23 protein-coding genes and 4 pseudogenes are annotated in these 18,655 nt (G+C 38.1%); 3 read left to right on the top strand and 24 right to left on the bottom strand.

Going from position 1 to position 18,655, the window contains the following annotated elements:
* Positions 1–214: 214 nt before the first annotated feature.
* Positions 215–676 carry a hypothetical protein gene (locus tag KUH03_RS25315; protein WP_257087346.1) on the bottom strand — a complete coding sequence of 154 codons (462 nt, stop codon included), beginning with the start codon at positions 674–676 and terminating at the stop codon, positions 215–217.
* Between the two features lie 965 nt (positions 677–1,641).
* On the opposite strand from KUH03_RS25315, the gene KUH03_RS25310 reads away from it, so the two are divergent.
* The gene (locus KUH03_RS25310; protein ID WP_257087345.1) at positions 1,642–2,742 is read left to right on the top strand and encodes a glycosyltransferase family A protein; all 1,101 of its coding nucleotides are present in this window, start codon (positions 1,642–1,644) and stop codon (positions 2,740–2,742) included.
* A 771-nt stretch (positions 2,743–3,513) separates the two neighbouring features.
* On the opposite strand, the pseudogene KUH03_RS25305 reads toward KUH03_RS25310, so the two are convergent.
* From KUH03_RS25305 to KUH03_RS25265, 9 genes and pseudogenes are all read right to left on the bottom strand, one after another.
* A pseudogene (locus tag KUH03_RS25305) lies at positions 3,514–4,617 on the bottom strand (ABC transporter permease).
* A 77-nt stretch (positions 4,618–4,694) separates the two neighbouring features.
* Positions 4,695–4,838 carry a hypothetical protein gene (locus KUH03_RS25300; RefSeq protein WP_257087344.1) on the bottom strand — a complete coding sequence of 48 codons (144 nt, stop codon included), beginning with the start codon at positions 4,836–4,838 and terminating at the stop codon, positions 4,695–4,697.
* Positions 4,835–5,488, bottom strand: coding sequence for an HlyD family secretion protein (locus KUH03_RS25295; RefSeq protein WP_257087343.1), 654 nt, complete (start codon positions 5,486–5,488; stop codon positions 4,835–4,837). Before KUH03_RS25295 ends, KUH03_RS25300 begins: the two co-directional genes overlap by 4 nt.
* Positions 5,458–5,658, bottom strand: coding sequence for a hypothetical protein (locus KUH03_RS25290; RefSeq protein ID WP_257087342.1), 201 nt, complete (start codon positions 5,656–5,658; stop codon positions 5,458–5,460). Before KUH03_RS25290 ends, KUH03_RS25295 begins: the two co-directional genes overlap by 31 nt.
* A complete protein-coding gene (locus KUH03_RS25285; protein ID WP_257087341.1) occupies positions 5,651–5,914 on the bottom strand; it encodes a TolC family protein in 264 nt (87 codons plus the stop codon). Before KUH03_RS25285 ends, KUH03_RS25290 begins: the two co-directional genes overlap by 8 nt.
* Before the next feature lie 112 nt (positions 5,915–6,026).
* Positions 6,027–6,209 (bottom strand): hypothetical protein, encoded by a 183-nt coding sequence (locus KUH03_RS25280; protein WP_257087340.1) that lies wholly within the window; start codon positions 6,207–6,209, stop codon positions 6,027–6,029.
* A complete protein-coding gene (locus KUH03_RS25275; RefSeq protein WP_257087339.1) occupies positions 6,196–6,357 on the bottom strand; it encodes a hypothetical protein in 162 nt (53 codons plus the stop codon). The genes KUH03_RS25280 and KUH03_RS25275 overlap by 14 nt, the downstream gene beginning before the upstream one ends.
* A 40-nt stretch (positions 6,358–6,397) precedes the next feature.
* Positions 6,398–6,715 carry a TolC family protein gene (locus KUH03_RS25270; protein WP_257087338.1) on the bottom strand — a complete coding sequence of 106 codons (318 nt, stop codon included), beginning with the start codon at positions 6,713–6,715 and terminating at the stop codon, positions 6,398–6,400.
* Positions 6,679–6,990, bottom strand: coding sequence for a hypothetical protein (locus KUH03_RS25265; RefSeq protein WP_257087337.1), 312 nt, complete (start codon positions 6,988–6,990; stop codon positions 6,679–6,681). Before KUH03_RS25265 ends, KUH03_RS25270 begins: the two co-directional genes overlap by 37 nt.
* A gap of 365 nt (positions 6,991–7,355) precedes the next feature.
* Here KUH03_RS25265 and KUH03_RS25260 point away from each other — a divergent pair.
* Both KUH03_RS25260 and KUH03_RS25255 read left to right on the top strand, forming a co-directional pair.
* Positions 7,356–8,056, top strand: a pseudogene (locus KUH03_RS25260) (TatD family hydrolase); the annotation flags it as partial.
* A 79-nt stretch (positions 8,057–8,135) separates the two neighbouring features.
* Positions 8,136–9,154 (top strand): annotated as a pseudogene (locus tag KUH03_RS25255) (asparaginase).
* Positions 9,155–9,463: 309 nt separating this feature from the next.
* On the opposite strand, the gene KUH03_RS25250 reads toward KUH03_RS25255, so the two are convergent.
* From KUH03_RS25250 to KUH03_RS25190, 14 genes and pseudogenes are all read right to left on the bottom strand, one after another.
* A complete protein-coding gene (locus KUH03_RS25250) occupies positions 9,464–10,324 on the bottom strand; it encodes a folylpolyglutamate synthase/dihydrofolate synthase family protein (RefSeq protein ID WP_306429158.1) in 861 nt (286 codons plus the stop codon).
* A 2-nt stretch (positions 10,325–10,326) separates the two neighbouring features.
* Complete coding sequence (locus KUH03_RS46660; RefSeq protein WP_306429157.1) at positions 10,327–10,704, bottom strand: hypothetical protein; 378 nt, start codon at positions 10,702–10,704, stop codon at positions 10,327–10,329.
* Positions 10,705–10,715: 11 nt separating this feature from the next.
* Positions 10,716–11,543: an energy transducer TonB gene (locus KUH03_RS25245; RefSeq protein ID WP_120260060.1), complete on the bottom strand. Its 828-nt coding sequence runs from the start codon at positions 11,541–11,543 to the stop codon at positions 10,716–10,718.
* Positions 11,544–11,591: 48 nt separating this feature from the next.
* Positions 11,592–12,011, bottom strand: coding sequence for a biopolymer transporter ExbD (locus tag KUH03_RS25240; protein WP_257087336.1), 420 nt, complete (start codon positions 12,009–12,011; stop codon positions 11,592–11,594).
* Positions 12,011–12,717, bottom strand: a pseudogene (locus KUH03_RS25235) (MotA/TolQ/ExbB proton channel family protein). The gene KUH03_RS25240 and the pseudogene KUH03_RS25235 overlap by 1 nt, the downstream one beginning before the upstream one ends.
* 25 nt (positions 12,718–12,742) lie before the next feature.
* Entirely contained in the window at positions 12,743–13,123 is a 381-nt protein-coding gene (locus KUH03_RS25230) for an SPOR domain-containing protein (protein WP_257087335.1), read from the bottom strand.
* A gap of 68 nt (positions 13,124–13,191) precedes the next feature.
* Positions 13,192–13,677 carry a hypothetical protein gene (locus KUH03_RS25225; protein WP_257087334.1) on the bottom strand — a complete coding sequence of 162 codons (486 nt, stop codon included), beginning with the start codon at positions 13,675–13,677 and terminating at the stop codon, positions 13,192–13,194.
* Positions 13,590–14,159 carry a hypothetical protein gene (locus tag KUH03_RS25220; protein WP_257087333.1) on the bottom strand — a complete coding sequence of 190 codons (570 nt, stop codon included), beginning with the start codon at positions 14,157–14,159 and terminating at the stop codon, positions 13,590–13,592. The genes KUH03_RS25225 and KUH03_RS25220 overlap by 88 nt, the downstream gene beginning before the upstream one ends.
* Before the next feature lie 135 nt (positions 14,160–14,294).
* Positions 14,295–14,588: a hypothetical protein gene (locus KUH03_RS25215; RefSeq protein ID WP_257087332.1), complete on the bottom strand. Its 294-nt coding sequence runs from the start codon at positions 14,586–14,588 to the stop codon at positions 14,295–14,297.
* Complete coding sequence (locus KUH03_RS25210; RefSeq protein ID WP_257087331.1) at positions 14,576–15,085, bottom strand: hypothetical protein; 510 nt, start codon at positions 15,083–15,085, stop codon at positions 14,576–14,578. The genes KUH03_RS25215 and KUH03_RS25210 overlap by 13 nt, the downstream gene beginning before the upstream one ends.
* On the bottom strand, positions 15,075–15,947 hold the full coding sequence (locus KUH03_RS25205; RefSeq protein WP_257087330.1) for a hypothetical protein: 873 nt from the start codon (positions 15,945–15,947) through the stop codon (positions 15,075–15,077). Before KUH03_RS25205 ends, KUH03_RS25210 begins: the two co-directional genes overlap by 11 nt.
* Before the next feature lie 32 nt (positions 15,948–15,979).
* Positions 15,980–16,495 carry a tol-pal system YbgF family protein gene (locus KUH03_RS25200; protein WP_257087329.1) on the bottom strand — a complete coding sequence of 172 codons (516 nt, stop codon included), beginning with the start codon at positions 16,493–16,495 and terminating at the stop codon, positions 15,980–15,982.
* Complete coding sequence (locus KUH03_RS25195) at positions 16,489–17,775, bottom strand: tol-pal system YbgF family protein (protein ID WP_373564493.1); 1,287 nt, start codon at positions 17,773–17,775, stop codon at positions 16,489–16,491. The genes KUH03_RS25200 and KUH03_RS25195 overlap by 7 nt, the downstream gene beginning before the upstream one ends.
* Before the next feature lie 203 nt (positions 17,776–17,978).
* Positions 17,979–18,602, bottom strand: a complete 624-nt coding sequence (locus tag KUH03_RS25190; RefSeq protein WP_257087328.1) for a lipopolysaccharide assembly protein LapB — start codon at positions 18,600–18,602, stop codon at positions 17,979–17,981.
* Positions 18,603–18,655 lie beyond the last annotated feature (53 nt).

Genomic DNA, 18,655 nt, shown 5'->3' with positions numbered 1-18,655 from the left:
TTGTAGACTGACAATTATTATGAAAATCCCCAAATTTGGCTTGATATCAATTATCTTCGGGTTCTCTAAATCACTTAATAACTCGAGTATAATCTGATCAATATCAGCAGTGAGTCTAGAAAAAAATTATTAATATGCTGAATATAATGATTTAGAATCTTATGAACACGATCGAAAAATACAGGATATTTATCAAATAAATAGTTATACCATTCTATAGATTCGAAGCTTCCAAAACAAATAAACGTTCCGTTTCAATTGTTCGCATGGCTTGAAGTTCATTAATATATATCTTCAATTCTTCCTCTAGAATTCCATGATATGAGTTATAAAACTTTTCAATTATTGAATCTATAACTTTATATATGATCTTATCGTCCGATAGCATCGAACTGGGTCGAATGTAAGTTAATGCGTAATTCGAAAACGGGATAAATAAAAAGTGAAGGGGAGATTCCGTAATAGAAATTTGATCCTTAAGCAAAAAAAAGTCAAATCGTTCGTATAAAAAGAGGACTTCAGCTCTAAAAGCATCCAGTTTCTTCTTTGACTCTATTCCTCTAGGGAAAGTTAGATATTCATCAACAGATAAATACCCTCTATCTTTCAATAATCCTTCTCTCAGTGCTTTAACCTTATTATCGTCAAAAAAACTAGAAATTTTCTCCCAATTCATTCGTATGCAGATATAAAAAAGGATTATAGTTAAAGACAACTTTACTATAATCCTTTAGAATGTTAAATTAATTTAAGGTCGGGTTCCACAGCAAAATGTCTGACAAACACAAGTACCGTCACAACAAACGTCACCACTGGTGGAACTGGAAGAGCCGCCACCGGCATTAACTGAAGTTCCTCCCACGATAAGCATTAATTCTTCATCGCTCAATTCTTTCTGCAAGTCAATTGTTAACTTTTGCTTCTTAATGTTTTTTAGATTTCTCATAATTAAACTGATTTATATATCTAAATATAATATTTTTTTATAATATTAAAACACTATAAGAAAAAAATTAACACAACTATCTCATGACATATAATCAGACAACCCTTTATTATTTTATATCAATTTCAAACCATTAAAGGAAATAAAAATGTTATAGCTCAAAACTCAGTATAAGAATATCCAACTAATAGTGTAATAAATGAAAATTTTTAGCTATATTAGATAGATAGAGATATTTTATAAATCTGTATGCAAATATATTGTTCAAACAAATTAACGAGTACTTAGTAAAATGGGCACATTTAGTCAGGACGTATTTTACCATGTTCATCCGTTAGATTCTGTCAGAGACATCAGTAATATAACTTTTAAAAAAACTAGACGTGATTTCGAATATTGATTGCAATAGTGCAATTATTACTGAATACACTATTTTTATAATCTTATTTAATAATAAAACGCCATCCACATGAACTTATAATCTCAATTAAACAATGTAAAGTGATCTGCCGAATCAGTATATATATTCCAGCCCGGATTGACTGTTCTTATAAAGATAGACATTGTAACTATAAAAGATGTAAAACTAAAAGATAAATTATTAAAATTTCAATCGGTTAATTCAAGATGTTAAACAAATATATGATTGTATGTCAATAGAAAATGAGTATTATATCCCTTCATACAAACTTTCGATGAATGATAACGAAACCTTATCACATTTGAAATCGTATTTGAAAGATGCCATTTCAAATGAGCATGATATCGTATATTTTTATGAAGACGAAGCTATATATCACCATCATATTTTCGAAAATATAAATTTAATCGTGGATCACAGAATTCACTTCATCTCAAATAGAGTGATAACATCAGGTCCTTTGTTACCAATATCAAATAACATTTATTTCACTTATCGACTAGAGAAAGTAAAATCTTTTTACTTAACCTCCCCAATATTTAAATTACTGCTCCTATCAATCGAAGAAAATAGATTCAATAATATAATTGAATTATTAAGTGGCAGCATCCTAAGAAAGTTTGTCATAGGCAGTAAACAGCCTCAGTTATCAGAGCAGGAAATTATTATTATTGTACCATTTAGAAATTGTATTAATTTTATAGATGCGTGCTATGAAAGCTTAACAAAACAAAATTATTCAAACTATCGTATTCTTTTGATAGATGACTGCTCTACCGATGGAACATCAACATATATCGAAAAATTCCGAAATGAGAGAATAACTATTATTAGAAATCCAAAACAGCTATTTGCGATTGAGAGCATTGTATCTGTCTTAGCAAACCTAGCGCCTGAAAGTAAGAGTTCAATTATCACAATAGTAGATGGAGATGATATATTGCTCCACAATTTTGTTCTTCAAACGATCAATTGGTATTATTCTTTTTATCGTTGTAAACTTACCTATGGCTCATATATTTCCCTTTCCAACGGACAACTTCACTCATCAAGTTATTCGAAAGATGATTTTAATAATATAAGAAATGCTCGTTGGAATGCTTCGCATCTAAAAACTTTTCAATACGATCTTTTTCATACGTTACAAAGAACTCCAAATTTCGACATGAATTTTAAAAATGACAAAGGCTACTTTTTAAAAGCTCCGTATGATATGGCGCTCATGTTTCCTCTTTTAGAATTAGCTGGCCATATCCATAGTAAACACATCGAATATCCATTGTATGGTTATAGGATCCATTCAAATAATGATCATATAATGAACAGAAAGGAACAAGAAGATGGAGAGAGAATACTCAGAGAAAAAAGAATATAACTTGCTAGCTGTATTCGAATGACTACTATAAACACCAATATTCCATACGTATTCCATCAAATTATCGGACCCAACATAACATCTACGATCATTACATAGAATCCTGTAAACAAGTACTTACTCATAAATTCGAGTTAAAATTTGGAATGATCTGACAATTGACGAATTTATATCTAAAAATATACTTTTTCCTTTGAAGCTTTCATTAATGCCAGAAATCACGCAGAAGCAGCGAATATTATGTGGATTGGGATATCGAATTATTGGACATAAATACTTTCTTACACGCTCTTCCCTGTACAAAAATCGGGACTTGCTTATTGCCACTATGAATGGGACCCTAGCTTCAGAATATTTTTGTTCGAATATTCACTGAAACTAAAAAAAAATTACTCCCTTTAAAAATAATTGATTGTGTTAAAGTTCAAGGACGCCATAGTACTCGGAACCGTATCGGATGAGAGACAGCTTTGCAAAACAAAACCTACCGTAATGACAGTAATACCTGTCAAAGAAGTATTTGTCTAAGACTATTCTGAGATTCGGAATTCCGTCGAACCGAAACCAAAACGACCACTAATACATTATTGGGTACATTCTTGGATAAAATCGAACATGATGTGGAAAAAAATATTCTACAATATACTCACATCCTAAAATTCAATAAAAACCGAAGTATAAACTGTCTTTTAAGAATTTACGATGCGAGAGAATTTAACAACAAATCAAAATAATTTTATTTCATGTTTCACAGTATTTTATATCTATTGCTTAACTCGACTTTTCACCTAAAGCCTGCTTTAATTTTCTTATCTTCCACCAAAGTACAGCAACCGCCAGTACAAAACTAATAATCATAATAATAGTCAATGCGATTAAGGGTTTATGGGTATGATAGTTTTCAGCATGCTGGATAAATAGCAATCTAAAAATCCGAAGATAATGTGTAGAAGGGATAACATTCGCAATAGCTTGCACCCAACCCGGCATTAGACTCGAAGGCCAAGTAAAACCGCTCAGAATAAAAGCTGGTGTTGCGATCACCATTAATACTTCCGTTGATTTTAGTTGGGACGGTAAAACCATACTCACAAGCACACCTATAAAACATACAGCCAACAAAAACACGAAGGTACACAGTACAAAACGGCCAAAGTCTGCTTGGAGTGGCATTCGATAGTACTTACCAAAAGCCCAATACAACAGCAATATCCCGATAGACATTAAAACATAAGGCAATATCTTTACGAGAATAAGCCCAATCGGATTGGAAACTTTTTGACAAGTTCAGCGAACGTGTTCCCTTCAAATTCTGAAGAAAAGATAGAGCCAAGCCCAATAACAACACTTGTTGCAATACGGTGATAAGTACCCTGGTAGCATAAAATAGAGGTAATTCCCACTTCGAATATTTTGCTTAACTATTGTTGTCTTAAAGGGCTCATACTGTTGGGCGGCCACTTTTGCCGGTACCCCACGCTTCATTTGCGATTGAATCTGTATACCTGCCTTAAGCGTCATCGCACAGACATTGACAGCCATTAAGGCTGTATTTGAAGTTAATGTATTCGCCCCATCAACAAACACGGTCACCTCTGGCAAACGGCTCTGCTGCACACCTGCAGCAAATCCTTTGGGGATATGAACAATTGTCGTTGCATCATATTGAATAGCGACATCCTTAGAATCAAACAAGGAAGGCAATACCTTTGCAACCTGAATACTCTCATTGTCCGAAAGCATATCTATAAATGAACTGCTTAAAGGACTGTTATCTTCATCCACTACGATTACAGGCATTTCGGTCACCTTGCCCTGTTGATAAACATGCCCAACTAAGACACCATACAGTACCGGTGCTCCTAGAAAGAGCATCAGCAGAACCTTATTATTAAAAAAGAGCTTAAACTCCCGTTGAATTAATTCTAGAAATCTTTTCACATCCATTCACTTTAATTCGCTTGGAGAACCACGAGCGTTTTTGTTAACAAATCTTTCGTTCCAGCCATATCCTCAGGGACGATCTTTAATTCAAATACAGCCTGCTGCGGGTCAAAATCAGGGTACGCTGAAGCGATATTGGCATAGGAATTCAATGCCTTGATACTAACGATCTTGGCGGGCACCTTTTATGGTTCAAATAAGGTACTTCAACCGTTACTGTAGCACCTTTTTGTAATTTTCCGATCTGATTTTCAGGCAATGTAAATCTAAAATAAGTAGAACGATCAAGGTATCCATTAACAATTGGATAGCCAGCCATCGCCAGTTCACCAACTTTTAGATTGATTGTCTCGACGCTCATATCCTGCGGTGCAATCACGTATTTCTCCTGTGCAGCAACATTAACCTCAGATACAGCTCCAAGTGCTCTTTCCTTTTGCCCCAAAGCCATCACCTGCTGTTCTTGTCGGGCACCAGTCCTAGCTTCGGCCATTTCTGCCTGTGCAGCAAGATATTGGTTTTTAGCACCTTGATACTTTGCATAAGTCTCATCATACTTCTGCTGAGGGATCAGACTATCCTGCAATAGCGCCTCAAGTCTTCCGATTGACTTCCTCGCAAACTCGTATTGTTCTTTCAAACCATCGACTTTTGCCTGCAATTGGATCAGCTGCCCTTTGGTAGCGCCTTTAACAGCCATATTATATTGTGCATCAGCAGATTGCAGTGCTCCTTTTGCCTGCTCCTCCTTGGCGTCCACTTCAGGAATGCTTAAAATAGCCAAAGTGTCACCAGCATGCACAAAATCCCCTCTGCAACAAAGATCTTCGCGATTTTACCGGGTACTTTTGTGACTACGGTCACCTGCTCTCGCTCCACTTTACCCTCGATGGGTTTTTCTTTCACTTGATTTGTACAGGAAACAAAAATAGACAAGGATAATATCCCATATAAATTTTTCATGTTACTCATGTATAGTTTGTAATAATTTTCCGGATGTGTGTAATAATTCAACTGCAGCATTTCGTTGTTGCAAAACGTTGTTAAAATAACCCAAATTGACTTTATACCAGTCATTTTCTGCTGCCAACAATTCTGTCACATCAATCAATCCCGCCTGATATTGCTTTACGGCCATAGATAAGTTGTTTTCAGCAACCTTCAGCTGTTGTTCACCTACTTTCACTTTCTGATTTCCAGTACCATAGCCAACTTTATTTTTACGCAATAACAGATTTAGTTTTTCTTCTGTATCTTCCTTTTTGTAGCATTAATGGTTTGATCAAGTTTGACCTGTTTGATCTTGTTATGATGCTCTCCACCTGTATAAAGATCCCATTTTACTCCGAGTCCAACCAAGAGATTTGGGCTCCCTTAATCGAATTTAGTGGAAGGTTGACTGTTCCCAATAACGGTTGGTCTTTTACACTCAATTTTGAATTGAATACATTTAAGTAATTTGCCGATCCAAAGGCAAAAACTGCTGGAAGGGCACCTCCTTTTTCCTTTTTATAGGTATTCATAGGCTTTTGATGAAGCCTCCAAGGCCTTAAGTTCTGATCGTTGCTCAACATCATTCGGGATCTCCGATAAAAATATCGGTTTTAATCCATAATGAATTCCACTGACTTCCTGAAAAGGAACACCAGCTTCCTGTTGAATTTTTGACAAAGGAGATCCCGGTTTCCAGCTACCTCAACTTTCTTCTCCTCTAGTTCAAGCAGAGCCAGTTTGAGTTTATCACGATCATAAGGAATAGCCAATCCATGTTGAATTGCTTTATTGACCTTTTCTTGTTCTTTTTTAATCTTTTCTCCGAATCGACAATAAGTTTATCGACTTCGTCTAGAAGCATTAACTGATCAAAAGAAGCGATAATATCTTTTGACAGTGTCTCACGGCTTGCAGATTCTAAATATTGCTGTGCAACGGCCTTCTCTTTTAAGGCCTTTATTCCATTAGGTATTTGTAATCCTGAAAAGATAATTTGTTTCACCGAAACACCCGCATATGCCGCCTGTCCATGCATGCTAAATCCCGTCGCCCCTCAAAAAGCCCTAAATTCAAGAGCGGAACATTCACGGTAGGAATATCCACACTACCGTTGCTATGCACATATCCGTATAGTCCTAAGGCCGATACATGTGGTAGTCTGTTCGCTTTTACACCCTCTGCCTCCAACCGTGCTTTGTCAACTTCATATGCCTTTAGTTTTAGTTCCTTATTTGTTTGGAAGGCCTTTTGAATAATATCTTTTACCGATGGGTCGACCAGCGACTGCGCATGCAGCTTATTTAAACACATAACCGATACAAAGGCAAACAACCCTATGCATAGTTTCTTATTCATCATATGATTCATTTATTCTTTAAAAAATAGGGCAACAACCGTTCTTCTGTTTAACAGCAAATAATAAAGTATGTTTTACCACATGTTATTTTTTCCAAGATAAGAAAAAAGTATAGCCCATATATGACTCAAATTCTCCTTTTTGGTTTTTCCAGCTCAATTATCCGGCAATAAGAGAATCCGTTATTAATTTTCATTTTGTTAATTAATAAGTTATCTTTGGAGAACGAATTGAAATTTTGGTAATGAAGCCTACCTCTTTATTCGATAATAATAAAAGAAGTTTTACCTAATCCGCTTTTGCCTCCACGCAGAAAACTATGTTGCTTACTGATACACATACACACATTTACTACCACGCCGGTACCAATAAACTACAAGAATACTTACAACGTTGTTTAGACAACCATATAGAAAGACTCTTTTTACCAAACGTAAATAGTGCTTCCATCAAACCTGTATTCGATACGGTTGCAGCTTACCCTGAACACTGTTTTCCTATGTTGGGACTACATCCCTGTGATGTTAAGGAAAACTATATAGACGAATTAAACAACATCCAAAAGAGCTTGGAGAATAACAAAGTCCATGCCATAGGTGAAATTGGATTAGATCTTTATTGGGATAAAAGCACATTGGAAATTCAAAAGATGCTTTTCGAACACAAGTGCAATGGGCTAAGGACCTTAATTTACCCATCGACATTCATTGCCGAGAAGCCTTCACAGAATTATTTGAGTTGCTGGAAGAACTTCATGACGAAAAGTTGTTTGGCATACTACACTGCTTCACCGGAACATTGGAGCAAGCCCAGCATGCAATTGACTTAGGTTTTGCGCTTGGCATAGGTGGTGTGGTCACCTTTAAAAAGGCAGGATTGGACAACGTCGTCAGAGAGATCGATTTAAAGCATATTGTATTGGAAACGGACGCTCCTTACCTTGCTCCTGTTCCCTACCGCGGCAAAGAAAACGAAAGCAGCTACCTAGTTTATGTTGCCCAAAAAGTTGCCGATCTACATGCGATGTCGATTGAAGAGGTGGCAGAAATCACAACAGCAAATTCAAAACGTATTTTTGGTATATAATCTATAGAATCCCATGCACAATATCTTTATTATCTACACTGGCGGAACCATTGGAATGGTCAAAGACGAAACAGGCACTTTTGTACCCTTCGATTTTGAACTGATCAAGCGTAATCTCCTGATTTAAGCCGTCTGGATTATAAATTGACCGTACACTCTTTCGAACCGATCATCGATTCTTCCAACATGAAGCCAGAGATCTGGATAGAAATGGCCCAGATCATCAAGGATAATTATGCCAATTATGATGGCTTTGTTATTTTACATGGTTCGGATACAATGGCATTCACAGCTTCTGTATTGAGTTTTATGTTAGAGGGGCTTCAAAAACCAGTAATCCTTTCGGGGTCGCAATTGCCTATTGGAGAGATCCGTACCGATGCGCGCGAGAATATGATGACGGCATTGGAAATTGCTTCCGCAAAACAAGATGGTGTTTCCATTATCCAGGAAGTATGTATCCTTTTTGACAATAAGTTATTCCGTGGAAATCGCTCTTTCAAATATAACTCAGCTAAATTTGAAGCATTCAGATCGCCCAATTACCCCGTGCTCGTGGAGGCTGGCATCCACCTTAAATACAATACGGATGCATTATTGAATAACATTGATAAAGAATTTATCCTACATACCAAGTTAGACAACCGGGTTGCTGTATTGAAACTTTTTCCGGGAATATCCGCACAGACAATCAAATCGGTTCTTGATTCGGATGTAAGATCTATTGTGATGGAAACTTTTGGATCGGGTAATACGACTACAGACAGCTGGTTTCTGGATTTACTAAAAGGAGCTATAGAACAGGGAAAAAATATCCTCAATATTTCACAATGTAAGGTTGGCTCAGTTGAATTGGGGAGATATGAAACCTCACAAGGCCTGAAAGCTATTGGTGTACTCAATGGATATGACCTTACATTTGAAGCTGCAGTAACCAAATTGATGTATCTTCAAGGCGAACTCGAAGATCAAAAAGAAGTTGCGTACTGGGCCGAAAAAGATATTCGTGGAGAATTGACTGTTAATGATTAGAAAAAAGTAACAAAACCTTCATCCTCTCACAAGCATCAACTGCCATGAAAATTGATGGAAGGCTCTTTCTGAACAATAAGCCGAACGTAGCGGGTTCATTGATAACTTAAAGAAAAAATACGAATCAATAAAACCAGATAATTCAGAAAGAAAATACTGTATAAAAATTAAGGAAAAAGGATCATAGACTGTGTAGATTAGCTTAAGCTGACAAACCCAGTATCTCTGATCCTTATTCTTTACATTATAATCCCTTATCTACTGCGACCAAGACTTCAGCCACCACAAAATTACTACCACCCACAAAAATCAGGTCGCCATCTTCATAAGCAGCTTTAGCAGCCACAAAAGCTTCCTGTACTGAGGAGTAGTCTCCCCATGCAAATCAAAGGCCTCAGCCTCCTCACGGAGCAAATCTGAAGGCATTGCTCTTGGCATATCCGGCGCTGAGAAATAATAAGCAGCGTCTTTCGGTAGATACGGTAACATGTGCGATAGATCTTTATCCCGCATAGCACCAATGACAAAGTGTAATTTGTTATAGCTGGTGCTGTTCAGATTTTTTATAACCTCATGAATTCCATCTTCATTGTGCCCTGTATCACAGATTATAAAAGGATCTTTGGATAACTGTTGCCAACGCCCCTGAATACCTGTAGTAGATTGCACCTTTTTCAAGGCTTCATGCACATGAAGGTGACTGATTTGAAATCCTTGCTTACGCAATTCGTCAACAGCCAAAAGAACACCAGCAAGATTCTTCACCTGATAGGAACCTTTGAGGTCAAGTTGATAAATTTCTTCGGCACCATTTTCATCAATAACTTCAATACGCAGGTAATCCTGGTCGACACTCTGCATCTTTGTTTGATACATCTGGGAAGCAAATTGGATAGGAGCATGTTCTACCTGGGCTTTATCCAAGAATACCGATGCTGTTTCAGCAGCATATTCAGAAATCACCACCGGCGTGTTTCTTTTTATAATACCTGCTTTCTCACTAGCAATCTCAGCTAATGTATTTCCAAGCATATTCATGTGGTCAAACCCGATGTTGGTGATTACAGACAGTAATGGCTGGATAATATTCGTGCTGTCCAATCGTCCACCGAGTCCTACTTCAATAACAGCAATATCGACTTTACTTTTCTCAAAATAATCAAAAGCCATCGCTACAGTAATTTCAAAAAAGAAGGATTTACCTCTTCTATCAAAGCCTTGTGGGTTTGAACAAAATCCGTAACAAAATCCTGTTCACACATCACACCATTGACACGGATACGTTCTCTGAAATCCAGTAAATGTGGTGAAGTATAGAGCCCGGTCTTATAACCTGCTTCGCTCAATATAGCCGCAAGCATATGGGATGTAGATCCCTTTCCATTGGTACCAGCGATATGTAAGGTTTTGAATTTTTGCTGCGGGTTGTCCAGCGCGTTGCAAAGTTTGATGGTATTGTCAACGTCTTTTTTGAAGGCCGAGGCGCCATCCCTTGTAAACATAGGTAATCGAGTATATAAATACTCGATTACCTCCTTATAAGCATTCATCTGAATGATTTTTATCTTAATCTAAAATTGAATACAATCCGCCCTGTTTGGGTATCAGGGGCATTAGGCAGTTGATTTAGTCGCGCCCCTCTGACGGCACGTTCACATTTCTCCAACAGAGAAGGATCTGTGATCGTCGTGCCCTTTACACCAGCACGGGCATACGTAATAACACCTTGCTTATTCACTCTGAATTCCACCGCAACCTTTCCAGCTTGCTGGCCATTATCATCAATGCTTGGTCGTTGTGTAAAACTACGGTTTTCAATGGACAACATCATGTTGCCATTGCCTGATCCTCCTTCGCCATAATTGCTAGCCAAAGGATCCCCTAATTTAGAACCTTGATTTCCTGGAGTTGTACCTGTACCGTCGCCAGCACCCTTACCGTTATTTTTATTTCCTTTGAAAAGCGCTTTTGCATTTGCTTGAGGCGCCACTGCTTTCGTTTCTTTGGTCGTTTCAGGCGCTTTTGACACCACCTTCTTTTCGGTTTTTGTTACAGCAGGTGCCTCTTCTAGATCCTGTGTGACAACTGCCTTTTCAGCAACTTGTTGTGTTGGTGTTGGCGTTGGGGTTTCCACGGGGTCTATACGATCTGGGCGCTCATTATTTGCATTGGGATCTACAGAAGGTTCTTCTACACTCATGTAATCATCTCCCATTCCTTCAGGAGAGGTGCCATAGTTGACGATCATACCGCCCATACCATACTCATCCGGTGCTTGTGCTTTAAAGACCACAAAGAAGCCAATCAACAGCAGCGATGCCATGACCAATGTAGATATCCCCAAGGCCTTGGGGAAATTATTTTCTTCATGTTGAAGATGATATCTCATTGTATAAATCTCCTATATTAACATATGAACAATAAACTTCGAAAAAGTTTAATTGTTCCTATTTATCTTTTTTGGTTCCGTTGCCAAGACCACCTTCACTTTCAGACGATTGGCTACATCCATAACCGAAATGACATTTTGGATAGGAACAGTATTATCGACGTAAAGCATAATCGTCAATTCTTCTCCACCAGCCATTTGCGACTGGATAGCCGCCTCCAAGCCCTCTACAGGGACCGGATTTTTATCAATGAAATAGCCCAATTCCTTTGTGATGGATACTGTAAGCGTCTTTTTCGCAACAGATTGTTCACCTGCACTCGACTTTGGCAACAATAGCTTGACCACTTGTGGATTCGAAACCGCCGATGCCAACAGGAAAAACAACATCAGGAAAAACATGATGTCGTTTAACGCTGAAGTATGGACTTCGGCAGATGGTTTATTTTTTCTACTTCGTAAGTTCATTATCTTCCTGGTTCATCCAATAAATCAATAAATTCTACTGCATCAGTTTCCATCCGTAAAATCAATCGTTCAACCATCATATTTAAGATATGATAGCCTAAATAAGCCAAGATACCGACAGCAAGACCCGAAGCTGAAGACACCATTTTCACATATAGACCACCGGATACGGACGCGATGTCTATACCACCCGCCAATTCTACCTCATGAAAAATCCTGATTACCCCAAAGATGGTACCGACGAAACCAAGCATTGGCGCGATACCCGCGATAATACCAAGGATATTGATGTTTTTCTCCAACTTGGCAACTTCTAATTTACCAACGTTTTCAATCGCGCCTTCAATATCTTTGATTGGTCTACCTACACGTAATAGGCCCTTCTGCAACATACGTCCTAAGGCCGAGTTACTGGAACGACATACAGCCAAAGCTGAGTCTAAATTTCCCGATAATACATTTGCTTTCACTTGAGACATCAAACTATTATCGTATTTGGCTGCTCTGCGAATAGTCAGATAGCGTTCAAAAAAGATAACCAACCCAATAAAGAACAGTAATAGGATTGGAACCATTATCCATCCCCTTTGATCATCATATCGATCAAACTCATGTTTTCTGTACTAGCAGCAGCAGGTAACGGTTGTTGCGCAGCTTGATTAAACGTATCTACAGCAGCCCTTGCTGTATCTTGCACTAATGACATAATTATTAATAGTTTTATATAGTTTCTATAATGTTTCTACCCAAGCACCTTCAATTTTTTTCTCTACAGATTTTTGAGCGAGGTCAGCCTCCGCTTTTGTCATGTAGGTATTCAGGATGATTTTCTTTCTATTCCTTTTAAACTTACCCTCTACTGCGCGCGCAGTTTTATAACCTAGGGCCCGAAGACGTTTTGCCTCTTCCTCTGCCTGTGCCATTGTACGGGCAGAACCGATAACGAGCTGATACTTTGGCTGTGCAACAGGAATAGATTCTTTGATAACTGGATCGGCCTGCAAAACCGGAGTTTTTTCAGTTGTTTTCTTTTCAGCGACTACTGCAGTACCTTTTAATGAATCAGGAGTCGTTTTTGCCAGAGAATCTACCTTCTTTAAACTGTCCGCCACTAATGTGTTGGATGTAGTATCATTGATTGGTAAATTATTTTTCTGAACAATTGTATCACCAGCAGGTTTTAAGGCCGGTTGTGTCCCCCAAACAGTGAATTTTTCAGGCCCGGATTTGTATAAAGGACGCCCACTGCAATCATGACCAATACAATGGCCGCTGTTATCCAATACCAGATTGCATTCGAATTGCGCGGTTCCTCTTCATAAATATTGGGAGCATAAGCAGAATTTGCAGCAGCAATAGCACCAACTTCCTTCTCCGCAATTTTCTCATCTTCGGCAACTTCCTGGCTATCGTTCTGGTCAATCGGTGTCGAAACAGCTACAGTATCTAAAAGTTCTGCTTCAACCTTGGCTTTCTCCTCCACGGTATTTTCCGCTAGCGTATCCTGCTCCACGATCGGAGTGATAGGTTCTACCAATTCGGCTACAGATTCAGTCGGTGTAAAATTGTCATCATTTTCTAAATCCTGTGGCTCTCGCTGTTCGTTTGCAGTTTCCTCTTCGGTTTCAACGTCATTCCCAACAACAGCATTTGCCTCATTAACCAATTCTTCAGCGGTTCTGACACTAGGGCTTCGTCTGACTCAGCAAGTCCATGTTCATCTTCCCGTACCGGAATAACCGTTTCAATTTCAGGACCGACTAAATTAACAACGGGTTGAAAATTAAAGCCAGATAAATCTAAAGGCTTAAATACCAAACTTGAACCGTAGCTAATCAATAGACCAAGATCATCCAGTTTTACCTGTCCAAATTGCCCTAAGTCATTTCTTAAGCTGCCCACAGTATCGTCCAGAATTTGCTGCGCCTGCCCCAAACTTAAGTTTTCCTGTTGTTGAATATAATGCACGATATTGAATCCATGTTGTGCAGAATAGTCCAGTTCGACATAGGATATAGGTGGCAAAAACACATTATTCTGTTTATCAAATTGAGCCGGAGAATGAATTCTTTTGAACACACCTATTCCGGGCACGTATACTTCCGCATAGCGTCTTAATAAACTATTGATGTTTTTGCCTAGATTCATTGTTCTATGATTTAAAATGCAAATTTATAATCTTAATTCGTTAAAACGAATAATTAAGACCACCAATTACATTGAATCCCAATCTTGGGTAATACATGTAACGCTGATATTCCTTCCCAAAGATATTATTTGCTTTCACGAAAACACCAAATTGTTTTTAATTCGGTATTCAGCACCAGCATTTAAATCCGCAAAGGAAGCAATCGTAACCTTATGACCACTATCTGCTACACGGCTGCCATCGGTATTATAATCGTAAACATATGCATAAGTATTACCTTGGCTAGAAAGCTCCGCGTCCACAAAGAATTTATCCGAGATATTGAAACGCGCATTGGCTTGCAACCTAAATTTAGGTAAGCCCCATGCCTCTTCTTCATCACTCAGATTATAGTCATCAATAAATACTTTACCGCCTAGGTTAACCAATTGTGATAAGCGTACATTAATCTCCCTTCCAATCCCATATGTTTAGCTTTATTGATCTGACCATCATAGACCACATCAAAAGCCCAAGGAATATATCCACCTTGATTATCGCCAAACGCACTATTTTTAAACAAAGGCAGTCCTTCGATCTGCTTGTAAAATACCTTTACTTTATAACCAAATGTCGCACCCGCATTCCCTTTTAAACCACCATATACATTCAATTTTTCGATGGAGTTGGCAATTCTAACGTTTGGTGCCAAATAAGGGTTTTCCTTTGCAAAGTTACGGAATGAACCTTGTCTCACATTCCCGTTAACACCGGCAAATAAAGAGATATATTCTGGAGCCAAAGAAAAATCGGCTTCCACTGATGGGAAAACATTGAAACGGGATTCGTCACCAAATTCCGAAGTCAGGTTGGCACCCAAAGTTACATTATAGTTATCTCCTTTGAATCGAATGTAAGGATTGATCAAAAACAAATTATTTTTCATTCGCTGTGTCATTTTCGTTTTTGACATCGTTCATGGTCACGCTCACGTTGGCGCCAACATTGAAAGCACTCATGCGTTTATTCAAATATCCCGATAGGGCAAAGGAATTTTCCTTCGCTTTATAAGCATCCTTGAATAGGTAACCATCTACTTTAGCAGAGTAGCTCACAGATTGCTCATTCTTCGGATCAACATTACTTGCTAGCTCACCATTTAAATAAATATCAGTAAATGTTTGTTTGTCTGGTGATGTATTCAATAATGTTGTCCCTGGTTGGTCAAAAGTTTGACCGTAGAAATTCGTACCATATCGATTGTAACCGATTGTACCTTTTACGGTCACGGCATCCAATACACGACGTCCAAAAATACCAATGTCCTGCGTGCTAAATTTCTGACCATCGATATTCCCCTTTTGGCTTAAGTGTTTCGCAAATAATCCAAAACGAGTATTTTCAAACTGCTCGGAAGCTAAATACGCTTCGCCTAAAATGGTATTATAGTTACCCACACCAAATTTGACATAGTTACTGCTGTGTTCAAAAGGTTGTGCAAATGGAATCTCCTGCACATTCAATTGTTTCAGACCTGTATTGATATCTAATTTCTTATCAATAATATTACCATAGTTTAATTTTGGTTGATATTCCCGTTTGTTGGTCATATCAGGACTACGACGGATTTTTACAGCATCTGCAAGAATCGGTTTGTAATCACGAACAACATCAAAAGAATCAATAGTGACCGGTTTTTCAGGATCGTTTTTCTTGCCTGTTTCTTGTGCAAAAGAATTCAATCCCACGCCCATCAAAAGCGCTGCTAAGGTATATTTCTTCACATTTCTATTTTGCAACTTCTTCATTGTATCCTATTTCTTTTTGTTGTTCAATTTATTTAGACGCTCTTTTGCCGCAGGCAAAATATCATCTTTCGCATCGTAATTATCCACAATTGATTCAAGTGTTGCTTTCGCTTGGAATGCATCGCCTTTACCAGCATAGGCATCTGCCATTGTGATAAAGCTTTTGCCACCCAATATTCATAAGAAGAGAAATTGTCAGACAAATCCATTGCCGTTTTGATACAGGCATCGTATTGTTTGTTCTCTAATTGAATGACAGCAACATTGTATTTCGCTTCAGCACCAAATACGGTACGGCTCTTCAAAGCAGCTAAGCTAAACTCTTTCATAGCCTCCGTTTTTTTGTTCTGCTTGATATAGCATTTACCAGCATATAAAAACGCATTAGCAATCTCCTCTTCAGAAGACTTTTCGTAATTCTTAACAGCGTTGGTATAATTTAAAGCTTCCTTATAATCTCCAATTTGGTAATAGGAAACCATCAGGTTATTGATCGCAAAACCATAATTAGACTTATATTCAGAAGTCAGCTCCAGTTTTTTCAACAACTGAGTTGCCTCATTATATTTTTTTGTTTCAAATATAAATTTGATACCGAAATCAATGTACGTTCAGTATAAGGAGAAGTCCAGTCATTCAAGATAATATTGTAATCGTGTAAGGCATCTTCTGTATTTCCCAATGCTGCATTACTTTCTGCACGCACAAAACGCGCATATTTTTCTTGGTTTGGTTTCGGAAACTTATCGAAATACGCATTTACAGCTTCTACAGCGCCTTGGTAATTTCCACGGGAGAATAAGGTTGTTGCTGTCGAGAACGAACGTGAATCTTGCTCAGATTTCGAAACGTCACCCAAATTTGTTCCTGTTGCATATTTGATATATCCAGTCGCATCCCCTTTATCCAGATAGATATTCTCGATCGAGCGCATGGCCTGTCTTGCCTCGTCTGTAGATGCATATTGGTCAACGACACGTTGGAATGTTGCTAGCGCAGCATCATTATTATCCTGGTTATATTGAACCAAACCAATTGTTACCAAAGCACGTGGCACATAACTGCTTCGTGGGTATTTTTCCACCATCGATTGAAGTCCAGAAATTGCCTGATCGCTCTCACCCATTAAGAAACGAGTATAAGGAATTTCAAAAGCAATATCATCCGCATAATTCGAGCTCGGAAATTGTGCGATGACAGCATTCAATGTTGAGATCTTACCATTATTATCTCCCTGTAATCCTTGGATAACACCACGTTGGAACAAGGCATAATCTTGGCTTGGTGCTTTTGAAGAGATCAGCTTATTATATTCCGTCAAGGCTCTACCATAGTTTTTAGAAGAGAAATAAGAGTCACCCAGACGCGCGATCGCATCATTACGGGTATTGATCTCTAAACCTTTTGAACCACCCGAGGCCAAGAAACGTTCAAAATAATTCGCTGCTGTATTGTAGTTTCCATTACGGAAAGCGGCATAGGCTAAAGCATAATTTGCGTAACCGTATACATCTGTTTTATTTGCACCTGGCAAACGTAAGAACTTATTGAAGTTTGTTACTGCTTCACCATATTTACGCACCTCATACATCGCTTCAGCTTTCCAATAGGTCGCCAAGGCGTAGATTTCTTCATCATAACGGTGCTGTTCAGAACGCAGGAACAAAGAAATTGCATTTTCAAAAGCACGCTCGTTATAAAACTCCAAACCTCTGTAATACGTTACTTTTTGGTAAGCAGCATTTGCTTCTTTACCGCGTTTTGGAATAGACTCCAAGATATCGACCGCCTCACGGTAATTTTTCGTACTTAACAAGACTTCTGCCAATAAGGTTTTTGCCTCCTCTTGACGTTTCGATTTTGGATAAGTTTTTAGATATTCCTGTGTAGAAGCCAGAGCAACTTGGTGGAACTCAATTCGTAAGAAAGCTTTGCGTAGTTGAACAAACCCTCTTCTTTCATGGCTGGATCAAAGTCCAGTTTTGATGCTCTAAAGAAGGCATTACGTGCAGACTGTTTGTTCCCTTTTTTTCAAGAAGCTATCCCCAAGGTAATCATAGCAGATTGGTAATAAGCATCAGGCTCTGTCATTTTTTCCAGTTCCGTAATTGCCTTATCGTAATCCTTTAATTTATAAGCGATATAACCGATCTGATAACTATCTTGGTTATTCTGAGTCTTGCCTTGATCTTGTGCCTGGAATTTATCGTAATAATCTTTTGATGTTTTTAGGTCACCTTTAATAAAGTAGGTTGCGGCGATAATACGAAACATCTCAGTCTCATTTTCCTGCTTGGTGCGCGACAAGATTGGCAATGCGTAGTCCAATACATCATCGTAGCGTTTATCTAAGAAATATAGCGCCGTAATGTAGTAAGGATAACTGTTTTCGAATTGTTTGGAACCATTCAAACGCTCAAATTCATTTAAAGCAGTTTTGTACTCTGCATCTAAATAACATAAATAAGCAAAGTAGTAGATTGATGCCTCCTGAAATTCAGTTTTCTGATCTTTTAATCCCTCAAATAATGGTTTTGCTGTCTTATAATCTTTTGTCATAAAAGAAGCATAACCTAATTTAAAGCGATATTCTACATTCTCTTTACCAGCAAGGTTTTTACTATCGATCTTTGTAAACCACTCAATCGCTTTCACATAATCTTTTTTGGCATAATATGATTTACCGATCTGAAAATAAGCAGCTTTAG

It is taken from the genome of Sphingobacterium sp. E70 (assembly GCF_019285695.1).
Lineage (GTDB): Bacteria > Bacteroidota > Bacteroidia > Sphingobacteriales > Sphingobacteriaceae > Sphingobacterium > Sphingobacterium detergens.
The sequence above is the reverse complement of the archived record's forward strand: the minus strand, read 5'-3'. Positions and strand labels throughout refer to the sequence as shown.

Coding starts and splice junctions, on each gene's coding strand:
- KUH03_RS25315 (WP_257087346.1), bottom strand. CDS start 676: ATGAATTGGGAGAAAATTTCTAGTTTTTTTGACGATAATAAGGTTAAA.
- KUH03_RS25310 (WP_257087345.1), top strand. CDS start 1,642: ATGAATGATAACGAAACCTTATCACATTTGAAATCGTATTTGAAAGAT.
- KUH03_RS25290 (WP_257087342.1), bottom strand. CDS start 5,658: ATGAGTAACATGAAAAATTTATATGGGATATTATCCTTGTCTATTTTT.
- KUH03_RS25280 (WP_257087340.1), bottom strand. CDS start 6,209: ATGAATACCTATAAAAAGGAAAAAGGAGGTGCCCTTCCAGCAGTTTTT.
- KUH03_RS25270 (WP_257087338.1), bottom strand. CDS start 6,715: ATGCATGGACAGGCGGCATATGCGGGTGTTTCGGTGAAACAAATTATC.
- KUH03_RS25265 (WP_257087337.1), bottom strand. CDS start 6,990: ATGTGTTTAAATAAGCTGCATGCGCAGTCGCTGGTCGACCCATCGGTA.
- KUH03_RS25250 (WP_306429158.1), bottom strand. CDS start 10,324: ATGGCTTTTGATTATTTTGAGAAAAGTAAAGTCGATATTGCTGTTATT.
- KUH03_RS46660 (WP_306429157.1), bottom strand. CDS start 10,704: ATGAATGCTTATAAGGAGGTAATCGAGTATTTATATACTCGATTACCT.
- KUH03_RS25245 (WP_120260060.1), bottom strand. CDS start 11,543: ATGAGATATCATCTTCAACATGAAGAAAATAATTTCCCCAAGGCCTTG.
- KUH03_RS25240 (WP_257087336.1), bottom strand. CDS start 12,011: ATGAACTTACGAAGTAGAAAAAATAAACCATCTGCCGAAGTCCATACT.
- KUH03_RS25220 (WP_257087333.1), bottom strand. CDS start 14,159: ATGAATCTAGGCAAAAACATCAATAGTTTATTAAGACGCTATGCGGAA.
- KUH03_RS25210 (WP_257087331.1), bottom strand. CDS start 15,085: ATGAAAAATAATTTGTTTTTGATCAATCCTTACATTCGATTCAAAGGA.
- KUH03_RS25205 (WP_257087330.1), bottom strand. CDS start 15,947: ATGAAGAAGTTGCAAAATAGAAATGTGAAGAAATATACCTTAGCAGCG.